Consider the following 15,936-nt stretch of genomic DNA (forward strand, 5'->3'; position numbering starts at 1 on the left):
CACCCATACCAGCAAACTGCGAACCCTGCCCCGTGAACAACACCGCCGACTTCCCACCCACCGGCGACCCACACACCACACCATCAACCAACCCACCACCAGCCAGCACATCCAGCCGAGCGACAAGATCAGCGACACCCTCACCCACCACCACCGCACGGTTCTCCAACACCGCACGGCCCATCAACGCCGCAGCCACACCCGCGACGTCCACGTCCTCGCGACCCTGTACGAACTCCGCAAGCCGCGCCGCCTGCCCCCGCAGACCCGCATCCCCACGCCCGGACACCAACCACGGCACCGGACCCGACACCACCACCGTGGGCTCGGGGGCGGGTTCGACAGCGGGTGCTTCTTCCAGGATCACGTGGGCGTTCGTTCCGCTCACCCCGAACGAGGACACACCCGCCCGCCGCTGCCGTCCGTCCGCGGGCCACGGCACCGCCTCCGTCAGCAGACGCACCTCACCCGCGGACCAGTCGACGTGCGGCGACGGCTCGTCCACGTGCAAGGTCTCCGGCAGCAGCCCCGTGCCGCATCGCCATCACCATCTTGATGACCCCGGCCACACCCGCCGCCGCCTGCGTATGCCCGATGTTCGACTTCACCGACCCCAACCACAACGGACGACCCTCCGGCCGGTCCTGGCCGTACGTCGCCAGCAATGCCTGAGCCTCGATCGGGTCGCCCAACTTCGTTCCCGTACCGTGCGCCTCGACGACATCCACCTCACCGGTGCCGAGACCGGCGTTGGACAGGGCCTGCCGGATCACCCGCTGCTGCGAGGGTCCGTTCGGCGCCGTCAGACCGTTCGACGCACCGTCCTGATTCACGGCCGAGCCACGCAACACGGCAAGCACCTGGTGGCCGTTCGCCACCGCGTCCGACAACCGTTCCAGCAGCAGGACACCGGCGCCCTCGCCCCAGCCCGTGCCGTCGGCCCCCGCAGCGAACGGCTTGCACCGCCCGTCGGGCGCCAGGCCCCGCTGCCGGCTGAACTCCACGAACGCACCCGGCGTCGACATCACGGCAACACCACCGGCGACCGCAAGGCCGCACTCACCCGCCCGCAGCGCCTGCGCCGCCAGATGCAGCGCCACCAGCGACGACGAACACGCCGTGTCCACCGTCACCGCCGGACCCTCCAGCCCGAACACATACGCGAGACGGCCCGACACCACGCTCGCCGCGTTCCCGGTCAGGAAGTAGCCCTCGCTTCCCTCGCCCCCCTGGTCGGCGAATGTGCCGTAGTTCTGAGCGGACGCACCGAGGAACACGCCTGTACTGGAGTTGCGCAGGGTCGAGACATCAATGCCCGCGCGCTCGATCGCCTCCCACGAGCACTCCAGTACGAGCCGCTGCTGCGGGTCCATGGCCAGCGCCTCGCGCGGGCTGATCCCGAAGAAGCCCGCGTCGAACTCGCCCGCGTCGTAGACGAAACCGCCGGCAGCCGTGGACGACGTACCCGCCCCGTCGGCGTCGGTGGCGAACAGCGTGTCGAGGTCCCAGCCCCGGTCCTTCGGGAAGCCTGCTATGGCGTCGCCGCCTGCGGCGACGAAGTCCCACAGGTCCTCGGGCGAGCGCACGTCACCGGGGAACCGGCAGCTCATGCCCACGATGGCGATCGGGGCGTGCTGCTCGGCCTCGAGTCGCTCCAGACGCTCACGCGTCTCGTGCAGGTCCGAGGTGACGAACCGCAGGTAGGACCGGAGCTGTTCCTCGTTAGCCATTTCGTGAGCCTTCCTCACAGCGGTGATGCAGACAGGCGATCGGTGCGGGCGTGCGTACGTATGCGAACGTGTGCGCGGATGCGTGCACGCGTATGCGGTCGGTCGGTGCGGGGGCGGTCGGGGACTAGGAGCGCTTGAACCGTTTGTCGATGAACTCGAAGATCTCCTCGTCGCTCGCCGAGCCGAGCTGTGCGCTCATGCCGTCGGCGTCGCGGGCGGTGGTATCACAGGAGTCCAGGAGTTCCCGGAGGCGCTGCGCCACCCTCTTGCGTACGGCATCGTCCTCGGCGACCTCCGCCAAGGTCCCGGCAAGGCGGTCGATGTCGCCGAACACGCGGGTGGACGGCGGAACGTCCGGGGCGACTCCGAGCAGTTCGGCGCCGAGGTGCTCGGCGAGGATCCTGGGGGTGGGGTGGTCGAACGCCACCGTGGCCGGCAGGTGCAGTCCGGTCCCGGCGCTGAGCCGCTTGCGCAGCTCGACGGAGGCGATGGAGTCGAACCCCATGTCGCGAAAGGCCCGTTCGGGCTCGATGGCATCGGGGCTGGAGTGGGACAGTACCCGGGCCGCTTCCTCGCACACCAGCTTGGACAACAGGTCGAGGCGGTCAGCGGCGTCCAGCCCGTCCAAGCGCGCGAGCAGCCCGGAAGCGCCGTTCGTGTCCGCGCCCTCGCGATCTCCCGCGGCGGTGATCTGCCGGGCGTCGGGGAGGTCCTCGATGAGCGGGCGGCGGCGGGCCATCGTGAAGGCGGGAAGGAACTGTTCCCAGTCCACGTCCGCCACGGCCACCAGCGTCTCGTCCATGCCGAGTGCCTCGTGGAGCGCGGCGACGGCGCGGTCCGGTGCCATGGGCCGCAGGCCGAGCCGGCTCAGCCGCGCACCGGCTTCCCCGCCGCCCATGCCCTCGGCGTCCCACAGCCCCCAGGCGACCGACGTCACGGACCGGCCGGCGGCACGCAGCCGCTCCGCCAAGGCGTCGAGGTAGGCGTTCGCGGCGGCATAGGCGCCCTGGCGCGCACCGCCCCAGACACCGGCGTTCGACGAGAACAGCACCAACCGTTCGAACGCGCCGTCGGCGAGCCGCTCCGCCAGCAGGTCCGCGCCGCGCACCTTCGCCGCGAGGACGTCTTCCAGATCCTCTGCCGTGAGGTCCGTGAGGATCACGTCCCGGGACACCCCGGCGGCGTGGATGACGGTGGTGATGGGCGGGTGGTCAGTGCACCCCAGGACCTCGGCGAGCTGCGCCGCGTCCGTGATGTCACACGCCCTGACCGTGGTCGGAGTACCGGCCGCCGCCAACTCCTCCGCCAACGCGACCGCCCCCTCAGCCCGCCGACCCGACCGGCTGACCAGAACCACATGCTCAGCCCCGCTCCGCGCCAGCCACCGCGCCAGATGCGAACCCAACCCCCCGTACCACCCGTCACCAGCACCGTCCCACCCGGCCGCCACCCCACCCCACGACCGGACAACGAAGCCGGAGCACGCCGCAACCGGCGCACGAACACCCCGTCCGCACCGACAGCCAGCTGATCCTCCACCGACTGCGCCAACGCCGTCACCAACAACCCACCCGTACCGGCCCCCCACACAACCGGCACATCCACCAGACCACCGTAATGACCCGCATGCTCAAGACCGAACACCCGACCCAGACCCCACACAGCCGCCAGCACCGGATCAGGAACCGAACCACCCCCCGACACCGACACCGCACCCCGGGTCACCACCCACAACCTGGCACCCTCCACCTCCACCACGGCCTGCATCACCGTGACCAGGTCGTGAAGCACGGCCGCATGGCTCCGGTCCGACCCGGTCGGCAGATAGGCGACGTGCTCAGCCCCGGCCAGCAGCTTCACCACGTGCTCACGGTCGAGGTCGTGGCCGGGATGGTGGCCGTCCGGCAGGGTCCGTACCTCGACCTGGGCGCCCGCCTGCTCCAACGCCTGCCGCGCCTCACCCGCATCGGCCACGTCCTGGCACAACAGCAGCCACTTCCGCGGCAGCCCACCCGCATGCTGCACCGCCAACGGCGTCCACCCCACCCGATAACGCCACCCGTCCACACCGGAACCAGCCGCACCCACCGCAGCAACCGGCGGCGGAGCATCAAGCCAATACCGCTCCCGCTGGAAGGCGTACGTCGGCAACGCCACCGGCTCCACAACCGGCAGCAACCCCCGCCACCCCACCGGCAGACCAGCAGCCCAGGCCTCACCCAGACTGCTCAGCAGCTGCACCTTCTCCGGCTGACCCCGGCGCAGACTGTGCAACACCCGCCCCTCGGTGACCGTCTGCTCCATCGCCAGCGACAAGACCGGATGCGGACCGATCTCCACGAACACCTGCGGACCCTCACCGTCCAACCGCCGCACCACATCGGCGAACAACACCGGCTCCCGCAGATTCCGATACCAGTAACCCGCCCCCAACTCCCCCACCGCAACCGGCCCACCGGTCACCGTCGACACGAACTCCGGCCCCGAACCCCCCAGATCGACCACACCACCCAACTCACCAAGCAACCGCCCCTCAACCACCTCCACCTGCGCATGATGAGACGCGTAATCCACCTCGATCCGACGCGCACGAACACCCTGCCCCTCCAGCCGCACGCACAGCTCGCCGACCTCGTCGGGCGGACCACTCACCACAACCTGCCCCGGAGCATTCACCGCCGCCACCGTCACCGACCCGGGCAGCACTCCCTCCACCTCAACCGCGTCCAGGGCGACGGACGCCATCGCCCCCTGCCCCGCCAGTCGCAGCAACGCCCGCGAGCGCAACGCCACCACCCGGGCACCGTCCTCCACGCTCAGCCGACCCGCCACCACAGCAGCCGCGATCTCCCCCTGCGAGTGACCGACCACGGCATCGGGTTCCACACCCGCCGCCCGCCAGACCTCCGCCAGGGACACCATCACCGCCCACAACACCGGCTGGACCACATCCACCCGGCCCAGCCACTTCTCGTCCGAACCCGTCAACACCTCACGCAACGACCAGTCCACGAACGGATCCAACGCCCGCTCGCACACAGCGATCGCCCCCGCGAACACGGCATCGCACCCCAACAACTCCCGCCCCATACCCGCCCACTGCCCACCCTGGCCCGGGAAGACGAAGACGACTCCGGAGCCGGGCGTGGCTGGGCCGGTGGTGACGCCTTCGGCCGGCGCGCTCGCTCCCACAGCGTCCAGTCCCGACAGCAACGCCTCTATGTCCTGGCCGGTCACCACCGCCCGCTGCTCCAGGCCCGCGCGTCCCGCCAGACCCGCCGCCACTCCCGCCGGCCAGAGACCGTCCACCGCACCCGCCGCCCGCTGAGCCCGCACAAAGCCCGCGAGCTGCGCCGCCTGAGCCCGCAGACCAGCCACATCACGACCCGAAACCACCCACGGCAGTGACTCAAGAGTCTCCGGCACCGCCACCACAGGCTCAGCAGCAGAAGACACAGAGGCGGGGGGCTCCTCCAGGATCACGTGCGCGTTCGTTCCGCTCACCCCGAACGAGGACACACCCGCCCTGCGCGGGCGGCCCTCCCCCGGCCAGGCCACCGGCTCCGTCAGCAGCCTTACATACCCCGCCGACCAGTCCACGTGCGGCGACGGCTCATCCACATGCAACGTCACCGGCAACTCACCGTGCCGCATCGCCATCACCATCTTGATGACCCCGGCCACACCCGCCGCCGCCTGCGTATGCCCGATGTTCGACTTCACCGACCCCAACCACAACGGACGACCCTCCGGCCGCCCCTGCCCGTACGCCGCCAGCAACGCCTGCGCCTCGATCGGATCACCCAACTTCGTACCCGTACCGTGCGCCTCCACCACATCAACATCCACCGACGACAGACCCGCACTCGCCAACGCCTGCTGAATCACCCGCTGCTGCGACGGACCATTCGGCGCCGTCAGACCATTCGACGCACCATCCTGATTCACCGCCGAACCCCGCACCACCGCCAACACCCGATGCCCAAGACGACGCGCATCCGACAACCGCTCCAACACCACAACCCCAGCACCCTCACCCCACCCCGTACCATCCGCAGCCCCCGCGAACGCCTTGCACCGACCATCCCCAGCCAGCCCCCGCTGCCGGCCGAACTCCACAAACGTCGCCGGCGACGACATCACCGTCACCCCACCCGCCAACGCCAACGAACACTCACCCGACCGCAACGCCTGCGCCGCCAAATGCAACGACACCAACGACGACGAACACGCCGTATCCACCGTCACCGCCGGACCCTCAAAACCAAACGAATACGCCACCCGCCCCGACACCACACTCGTCGTATTACCAATCCCCACATAACCCGCAGACTCATCCGGCACCGAAGACAAACGCGCCACATAATCCTGCGGAATCACCCCCGCAAAAACACCCGTCCGACTCCCCCGCAAACCACCCGCATCAACACCAGCATCCTCCAACGCCTCCCACACCACCTCCAACAACAACCGCTGCTGCGGATCCATCGCCAACGCCTCACGCGGACTTATCCCGAAAAACCCCGCATCGAACAGACCCGCACCATGAACAAACCCACCACCCCGCGGCACCACATCCCCCACACCCTCCAACACCCCGAGATCCCAGCCACGATCAACCGGGAACCCACCCACCGCATCCCCACCCGACGCCACCAGACCCCACAAACCCTCACCCGAAACCACCCCACCCGGATAACGGCACCCCACACCCACAATCACCACCGGATCACCGGCATCAACAACCGGAACCCCACCCGAAACCACACCCGAGACCCCACCGGACACCCCCCGGCCAACACCCCCCTCAACCCGCACCAACCCACACACGAACTCAGCCAACGCACCCACCGACGGATAATCAAAAACCACCGTCGCCGAAAGCCGAACCCCGAACAACACACCCAACCGATTACGCAACTCAACAGCCGTCAGCGAATCAAAACCCATCTCCCGAAACGCCAACCCCACCGGCACATCCACCACAGAACCAAAACCCAGAACAGAAGCGACCTCAGCGCGTACGGCTTCCACCACGGTCTTGGTCAGCTGTGATTCCGACAGGCCGGTCAGCCGTTCCGCCAGACCGGCGGGGGCCGGGCGGTGGGAGCGGGGCGTTCCGAGGCCGCCGCGTACCAGTCCGCGCAGCATCGTCGGTACGTTCTCGGCGTCGCGCCAGGCGGCCGTGTCCCACCGTGCCGCTACCAACAGGGGGTCCGGAAGGTGCCAGGCGTTCTGCAGGAGTCCGAGGCCTTCGGATGTGGAGAGTCCGGTGATCCCGCCGCGGGACATCCGGGCCCGGTCACCCTCGTCGAGTCCGCCGGTCATGCCGCTGGTGACGTCCCACAACCCCCAGGCCACCGACTGACCCACCAGCCCACGCGCCCGCCGCCACTGCATCAAACCATCCAGGAACCCGTTCGCCGCCGCATAGTTCGCCTGCCCCGGCGAACCAACCACACCGGCCAACGACGAGAACACCAGGAAAAACGACAGATCCAGCCCCTCCGTCAACCTGTGCAACCACCACGCACCCCCAGCCTTACCCCCCATCACCGAACCCACCTGCTCCGGCGAAAGCGAACCCACCACCCCGTCATCCACCACACCAGCCGCATGCACCACACCCACCAACGGATGCCCGACCTCCACCGCACCCAACGCCTCCACCACACCGGCCCGGGACGACACATCCACCCCCACCACCCGAACCCGAGCACCCAACCCCGCCAAACGACCGACCAGCCCCGCCACACCCTCCGACCCACCCCGACGACCCACAAGAACCACATGCCGCACACCACACACCGACACCAACCACTCAGCCACCAACCCACCCAACACACCCGTACCACCCGTCACCAACACCGTCCCCTCCGGATCCACGGGACGCTCTGCGGCCGTGGCGGTCGGCACGGCGGGGACGCGGGTGAGGGTCGGGGTGTGCAGGGTGCCGCCGCGGACGGCGATCTGGTTCTCGCCCGTGGCGAGAGCGGCGCGCAGGAGGTCGGCGGCGATGTCGGTGTCGTCGATGTCCAGCAGGACGAACTGTCCCGGGTGCTCGGACTGGGCGGACCGGACCAGGCCCCACATCGCGGCATGCTCCAGATCGCCGACGCCCTCGCCCGGCAGCGCCTCGACGGCGCCACGGGTGACCAGTACCAGCCGGGACCCCGCGAGCCGCTCGTCGGCGATCCAGGCCTGGATCAGGCGCAGCGTACGGACGACCGTCGTGCGGGCGGCCTCGGCGGCGTCACCGTCCGGCCCCGTCGGGACCGGGGCGCACACCAGGACGACGTCGGTCGGTACGGGGTCGGGCACGGTCTCCCGGAGGAACCGCTCGTCGAGGTCGTGGTCGAGGAGCGGCCCGGGCAGCCGGTCGGTGGCGGGCCAGCCGGGCAGGTCGTCGCCGAGGACGACCGTACGGCCCCCCGACGGCATCGACGGGCGGGGGCATACGGGCCACTCCACCCGGCTCAGAAGTCCGCCGGAGGCCATGGACACCGTGGCCGTGCGGACGAGTTCGGGCGAGACGGGGCGCAGCGCCAGGGAGCCGACCGTCAGAGCCGGTGCACCGGTCGCGTCGGTGGCGTGCAGGGAGACGGTGTCCGTCCCCTCGACCGGGGTGATCCGCACGCGCAGCCGGTCAGCGCCCGGACGGTGCACCTGGACGTCGCTCCAGGAGAACGGCAGCCGGCCGGTGTCGCCCTCCCCGTCCGCGAAGGGGCCGAGGCCCAGGGCGTGCAGGGCGCTGTCGAGCAGCGCGGGGTGCAGGCCGAACCGGCCGGCCTCCGTGTCGTGCCCGGCCGGCAGCTGTACTTCGGCGAGGAGATCCTGGCCGTGCCGCCAGGCGGCGCGTAGCCCGCGGAAGCAGTCGCCGTACTGGAAGTCGGCTTCTGCCAGGCGGACGTAGAGGCCGTCCACGGGAACGGAGGTCGCCCCGGGGGGCGGCCAGGCGGCCGACAGGGTCAGGGGCGCAAACGCGTCGGCACCCATCCCGGCATCGGCGACGGTGCCGGTGCCGGTGCCGGTGTCAATGGCGGTGCCGGTGCCGGTGCCGGTGGCAGTGCCGGTGGCAGTGCCGGTGTCGGTGTCGGTGTCGACGGTGAGGAAGCCGCGGGCATGGCGGTGCCAGGCCGCCTCGTCCGGGTGGTCAGGGGAGTCCGGGGCGTCCGAGGTGTCTCCGGCGCGGGAGTGGAGGGTGAGAGTGCGACGTCCGTCGTCGTCCGGATCCTCCACCAGGACCTGTATCTCGACCGTGCCCTCGTCCGGGACTATCAGCGGTGATTCCAGGGTGAGTTCGGCAACGCCTCCCGCGCCGGTGAGGCGCGCGGCGTGGGTGGCGATCTCCAGCAGGGCGGTGCCGGGCACCAGTACCGCGTCGAGGATGCGGTGGTCGGCCAGCCAGGGGTGCGAGTCCAGGCCGAGGCGTCCGGTGAGGAGCAGTCCGTCGGCGGCGGCGACGGTCACCGCCGCGCCGAGCAGCGGGTGCTCGGCGCTGTGGAGTCCCGCGGCGGTCAGCCCCTGGCTGCCGCCCTGAGTCGAGGTGAGCCAGTGACGTCGGCGCTCGAAGGCGTAGGTCGGCAGGTCGACGCGGTCGCCCTCGGGCCCGGACAGGGCGGCCCAGTCCACCGTCACTCCGTGCGCGTGGGCCTCGGCCAGGCTGGTGAGGAACCGGCGCCGGCCGCCGTCGTCGCGGCGCAGCGAGCCGACGGCGGCGGCGGGCACGTCGGCATCGGCGACGGTGTCGGCGACCGCGGCGAGGAGGGCCGGGTGCGGGCTGCACTCGATGAACTGGCGGTGCGCGTGGTCGAGAAGCAGACGGACCGTCTCCTCGAAGCGCACGGTCTGCCGCAGGTTCCGGTACCAGTAGGCCGTGTCCAGTCCGGCGGTGTCCATCACGTCGGCGGTGACCGTGGAGTAGAAGGGGATGGTGCCCGGGCGGGCCGTGACGTCGGCGAGGATGTCGAGGAGGCCCTGCTGGATCTCCTCCATCTGTGCGGAGTGGGAGGCGTAGTCGACGGGGAGACGGCGGGTCTGGAAGCCATCCGCCTCGGCCTGGTCGAGGAATGCGTCGACGGCGTCGGGGGACCCTGCGACGACGGTGGAGGCCGGACCGTTGACGGCCGCGACGGACAGAGCTCCGCCGTCGTCCCCGGTGCGTCGGTCGCCTCCGGTACGTCGGTCGGTCCCGGTACGTCGGTCGGTCCCGGCGCTCCCGTCCTCGCCGCCGCGCCCACCGTTGTCGGTGCTCCGGAGGTTCTCGATGCGCCGGGCGGCCTCTTCGGCGGACATGGAGACCGCTGCCATCGCGCCCCGCCCGGACAGTCCGCGCAGCGCACGGCTGCGCAGCGCGACGATGCGGGCGGCGTCCTCCAGGGAGAGCGCGCCGGCCACATGAGCGGCGGCGATCTCGCCCTGGCTGTGGCCGATGACCGCGGCCGGCTGGACGCCCAGGGAGCGCCACAGATGTGCCAGCGACACCATCACGGCGAAGAGGGCCGGCTGGACCACGTCGACGCGGTCCAGGGAGGGCGCGTCGGCTTCGCCGCGCAGCACCGACAGCAGCGACCAGTCGACGTACGGGTCCAGCGCCTCTTCGCACGCCCGCAGGTGCTCCGCGAAGACCGGATAGGTCTCGTACAGGTCGAGGCCCATGCCGATCCACTGGGAGCCCTGGCCGGGGAAGACGAAGACGGCGTCGCCGCGGACGGCCTGGCCGGTCACCACGTGCGGGGAGCGCTCGTCGCGGGCGAGGGCGGCCAGCGCACCTGTCCGCGTCGCGCGGTCATCGCCGGTGATCACGGCACGGTGGTCGAACGGGGTGCGGCCGGTGCGCAGCGAGAGTTCGATGTCGGCGTCGCGCAGCTCGGGGCGGGCGGAGAGCAGGTCGTAGAGGCGTTGGGCCTGCCCGCGCAGTGCGTCAGGGGTCCGGGCGGCAAGCAGCCACGGCCGGGGCACGTCGGCCGACGGCGGCAGGACGGTGGCCGGCGTCCCGTCGTCGGTGCCCGGTGCCTCAAGGATGATGTGCGCGTTGGTGCCGCTGACTCCGAAGGAGGAGACGGCGGCGCGGGCCGGGCGGTCCCGCTCCGGCCAGGGAAGTCGCTCGGTGAGCAGGGCCATGGCGCCCGAGGACCAGTCGATCGCGGTGGTGGCCGTTTCCGCGTGCAGGGTGCGCGGCAAGGTCCCGTGCCGCATGGCCATGATCATCTTGATCATGCCTCCGACCCCTGCCGCGGCCTGGGTGTGTCCGATGTTCGACTTGAGGGAACCGATCCTTATGGGGTCGCCGTCCGGACGGCCGGTCCCGTAGGTGGCCAGCAGCGACTGGGCCTCGATGAGGTCCCCGAGCCGGGTGCCGGTCCCGTGCGCCTCCACCGCGTCGATGTCGGCGGCGGTGAGCCCGGCCGCCGTCAACGCCTGGCGGATCACCGCCTCCTGTGCCGGGCCGCTGGGGGCGGTCAGACCGTTGCTGGCCCCGTCCTGGTTGACCGCGCTGCCCCGGATGACTGCGAGCACGGGGTGCCCGAGGCGGCGGGCGTCCGACAGTTTCTCCAGCAGCAGGACACCGACGCCCTCGCCCCAGCCGGTGCCGTCGGCGTCGGCGGAGAAGGCCTTGCACCGCCCGTCCGGGGCCAGGCCTCGCTGGCGCGAGAACTCCACGAAGGTGTCCGGGGTGGACATCACGGTGGCCCCGCCCGCGAGCGCCATCGAGCACTCCCCGCGGCGCAGGGCGTGCGCGGCCAGGTGGACGGCCACCAGCGAGGAGGAGCAGGCGGTGTCGATGGTGATCGCGGGCCCTTCGAGGCCGAACGCGTACGCGACCCGGCCCGAGGCGACGCTCGCGGTGTTGCCCGTGCCGACGTACCCCTCGACCTCCGGCGGGATGTTCGAGAGGCGCCAGGCGTAGCCCTGGCCCATCATCCCGGAGAAGACGCCGACGTCGCTGCCGCGCAGCGTCGCCGGGTCGATGCCCGCACGTTCGACGGCCTCCCAGCTCGTTTCGAGCAGCAGCCGTTGCTGCGGGTCCATCGCCAGCGCCTCGCGCGGACTGATCCCGAAGAACTCGGCGTCGAAGTCGGCGGCGTCGTGCAGGAATCCGCCCCGCCGGACGTAGGAGGTGCCGGCCTCCTCCGCATCGGCGCCGTGGAGCTCGTCGAGGTTCCAGCCGCGGTCGCGCGGGAACGGGGTGATCGCGTCACCGCCCCGCCCGACCAGCTGCCACAGCTCCGCGGGCGAGGTCACGCCTCCCGGGTAGCGGCAGGCCATGCCGACGACGGCGATCGGTTCCCGTACGGCTGTGGTCAGCTCGCGGTGCTCTCGCCGGAGCCGGTCGTTGTCCTTCAGCGCCGCGCGCAACGCCTGGATGAGCTGGTCGGCCGAGGATTGCATGGTCGTCACTCCTGGAGGCGTCAGTCTTTGAACGTGTCGAGGGCGATGCGGATGAGATCGTCGGCGTCCATGGCGTCGATCTCCTCGGGCCGCTCCTCCGGCCCGGCGGACGGGCCGCCGTCGTCGCGGGCGAGCCGCAGCAGCGGGCCGGTGAGACCGGCCTTGCGGAGATCCCTGAGCGGGATGGCGGCCACGATCCGACGGAACTCGTCCTCGGTGAGGTGGTCGTCGGTGAGGTCCTCCCCGCCCGTGCCGCCGTCGTCGCCGTCACCGTCGGGGTCTGCTGCCGGGGTCCCGGCGGTGACCTGCCGGTCGAGGTACTCGGCGAGCAGTTGCGGCGTCGGGTGGTCGAAGACCAGGGTGGGCCGCAGGGTCACCCCGGTGGCCGCGTTGAGCCGGTTGCGCAGTTCGATGCCGGTCAGCGAGTCGAACCCCAGGTCCTTGAAGGCTCGCTCGTCCTCCACCGTCTCGACGGACAGGTGCCCCAGGACGGCGGCGGCGTGCTCCCTGACCAGGCCCAGGAGGACTCGGCGTCGCTCACCGCCCGGCAGCCCGGCCAGCCGGTCGCGGTCGTCGGTGTGTCCGGCGGCCGACGCGGCCCGGGCCCGTGGTGTGCGCTCGGGTGCGGAGAGGTCCGCGAGCAGTGGGTGGGTGTGGCGGTGCCGCGGGTTCAGCCGGAGCAGCGCCAGATGGGGCTGGTCCGTCCGCCTCACGGCCCGGTCCCACAGGCTCAGGCCGGCCTCGGTGCTCAGCGGAACCATTCCCGAGGCGGAGATGCGGGCCAGGTCTCCTTCGGTGAGGTGCCCGCTGATCCCACTGCGCTGCGCCCACAGGCCCCAGGCGTGGGACTGCGCGGGCAGGCCGCGGGTGTGGCGATGTACGGCGAGCGCGTCGAGGAAGGTGTTCGCCGCGGCGTAGTTGCCCTGCCCGGCTGCGCCGAGGACGCCCGCGGCCGACGAGAACAGGGTGAACATCGCCGGATCGGCGTCACGGGTCAGTTCGTGCAGGTGCCAGGCCGAATCCGCCTTGGCGGCGAGTACGGCGGCGAGCCGCTCCGGGCCGAGCGACCCGATGACCGCGTCGTCGACCACCCCGGCGGCGTGCAGCACGCCCGTCAGCGGGTGGTCGGGGTCGATGCCGTCGAGGAGAGCGGCGACCTGGTCCCGGCGGGACACGTCGCAGGCCACGACGCGCGCCTCCGCACCCGACTGCCTCAGTTCCTCGACGAGTTCGGCGGCGCCCGGCGCATCGTCACCCTGCCGGCCGATCAACAGCAGGCGCCGTACGCCGTACTCGGCGACCAGGTGCCGGGCCAGCAACGACCCGAGCGTGCCGGTGCCTCCGGTGACGAGCACGGTGCCGTCCGGGTCCAGCGGTGCCGGAACGTTGAGGACCAGCTTGCCGGTGTGCTTGGCCTGCGCCAGGTGGCGGAAGGCGGACGGGGCCTCCCGGATGTCCCAGGACGTGATCGGCAGGAGGTCCAGCTCACCCTGCCGGAGCAGTCGTACCACTTCGGCCAGCATGGCGCCGATGCGGTCCGGCTCCGGGTCGGCCAGGTCGAACGTCCGGTAGGTCACGTCGGCCGGGACCTGGTCCTCCGTACGGACGTCGGTCTTGCCCATCTCGATGAACCGGCCGCCACGCGGGAGGAGTTCGAGCGAGGCGTCCACGAACTCCCCGGCCAGCGAGTTCAGGACGACATCGACGCCGCTGCCCTCGGTCGACGCGGTGAACCGGTCGCGGAAGCCGAGATCGCGGGAGGAGGCCATGTGGTCCTCGGCGACCCCGAGCGCCCGCAGGGTGTCCCACTTGCCGGGGTGGGCCGTGGCGAACACCTCGGCGCCGAGATGGCGCGCGAGCTGGATCGCCGCCATGCCCACGCCGCCCGCACCCGCATGGACGAGCACCCGCTCGCCGGGGCGGAGATCGGCGAGGTCGCGCAGCGCGTACCAGGCCGTGAGGAACACGATCGGCACCGAGGCCGCCTCCGTGAACGACCAGTCGTCCGGTACGGCGGCGAGCCTCCGGGCGTCCGCCACGGCGGTCGGTGCGAAGCATTCCGGCATCAGGCCGAACACCCGGTCGCCGACGGCGACTCCGGACGCGTCCGGGCCCACCGCGGTCACCACCCCGGCGCCCTCGGCGCCCAGCACGGCACGTCCCGGGTACATCCCGAGCGCGACCATCACATCCCGGAAGTTCAGTCCGGCGGCACGCACCGCCACCCGGACCTGCCCCGACGCGAGCCCGTCCGGATCGGCTGGATCAACTGGGTCGGTCCGATCGGGCACCAGGCGCAGGCCGTCGAGCGTCTGCCCACCGGGGGCGAGCCGCCAGCTCCCGCCCTCCGGCATCGCCAGCACGTCGTCCTCCACGGGCGCCAGTCGTGGAGCGAGCAACATCCCCTTGCGAAGCGCGACTTGCTCGCGACCTGATGCACGGATCGCCGCCAGCAGACCCCTGACGGACGATTCGCTGATGACGCCGAAGCCGAACTCGGAGTCGGAGTCGACGCCAAAGTCGGAGTCGGAGTCGGAGTCGATCAAGTTAAGCCGGTCGGGGTTCTCCGCGACGGCCGCCCTTGCCAGGCCCCAGACCGCGGCGACGGCCGGGTCCGGACTGCGGTCGCCGGGACCGGTGAAGACCGCTCCCCTCGTACGGATCACCATCCGCGCTTCCGCGAGCACCTGCGCAGCCAGGAACGTCTGCACCTGGCCAAGCACCCATGCCGTCAAAGAGCGGGCCCGCTCCGGCATGGGGGCTGTGGCGTCCACCGGCAGGTCGAGCACCACCCAGGCGGGAGCGGTCGCACCGTCGTCCACGGAACGCACCACGTCCGCGACGCCGACGTGATGGCCCGCAGAGACCAGGGCGAAGTCCTCGTGACGGGAGGGCTGCTCGTCGGAGAGGACAGCGACCTGATCCCAGCGCATCCGCAAGGGGACGTCCTGCGCCGGACGGAGGGCCGCTTCACTGACCGGCCGGAGAGCGAGGGACTCGACGGTGACGACGGGCCGCCCGGCCGGATCAACAGCCTCGACACGCACCCCCTCCGCACCCCGACGCAACCGGGCATGCAGAACCCGCGCCCCCGCCCGATGAACCGTGACACCCGTGAACGCGAACGGAAGACCCCCCTCACCCCCACCCGACATCACACCAAGCGCATGCAACACCCCATCCAACAGAGCCGGATGCAACGCAAAACCCGACGGCTCATCCGGCAGAACAACCTCCGCCCAAACGTCCTCACCCCCCACCCACACCCGACGCAACCCACGAAAGACCGGCCCGTAATCAAAACCGGCATCAACCAGCCCCGCGTAAACCCCCTCGCCCTCCACCACATCACCAGCCGGAGGCCACGACCACCCCACACCACCCGCCACACCGCCCGCCCCGACCTCGCCCGCCAGCACACCCGACCCATGCCGCGTCCACCCACCACCCCCGTCAACCGGCCGCGAATGAACATCCACCACCCGCCGCCCACCCTCACCAGGCTCACCAACAACCACCTGCACCGTCACACCCGCACCATCACCCGACAACACCAACGGCGCCTGCAACGTCAACTCATCAACCCGCCCACACCCCACCTGAAGACCCGCATGCACCACCAGATCCACAAACGTAGTCCCCGGCAACACCACCACACCCGACACCGCATGATCAGCCAGCCACGGCTGAGCAGACACCGACAACCGCCCCGTGAACACCACATCACCACCGGCCAACGACACCTGCGCACCCAACAACCGATGCCCAGCAGCCACAAGACCCGTACCGGCGAGAGAACCCGCAGAAGCTCCAC

At 71.0% G+C, this 15,936-nt stretch carries 2 protein-coding genes and 2 pseudogenes; all 4 read right to left on the reverse strand.

The features are described from left to right. Window positions 1–1,730: pseudogene (locus DTB53_RS32055) on the reverse strand (type I polyketide synthase); the annotation flags it as partial. A gap of 124 nt (window positions 1,731–1,854) precedes the next feature. Beyond that, a complete protein-coding gene (locus DTB53_RS37640; RefSeq protein ID WP_370454246.1) occupies window positions 1,855–3,318 on the reverse strand; it encodes a type I polyketide synthase in 1,464 nt (487 codons plus the stop codon). Beyond that, window positions 3,279–12,089: pseudogene (locus DTB53_RS32060) on the reverse strand (type I polyketide synthase); the annotation flags it as partial. The pseudogene DTB53_RS32060 and the gene DTB53_RS37640, both read right to left, overlap by 40 nt. Before the next feature lie 53 nt (window positions 12,090–12,142). Next, the coding region (locus tag DTB53_RS32065; RefSeq protein ID WP_146777739.1) for an SDR family NAD(P)-dependent oxidoreductase at window positions 12,143–15,936 on the reverse strand (3,794 nt) is incomplete at its 5' end.

It is taken from the genome of Streptomyces griseus (assembly GCF_900460065.1).
Taxonomy (GTDB): domain Bacteria; phylum Actinomycetota; class Actinomycetes; order Streptomycetales; family Streptomycetaceae; genus Streptomyces; species Streptomyces griseus.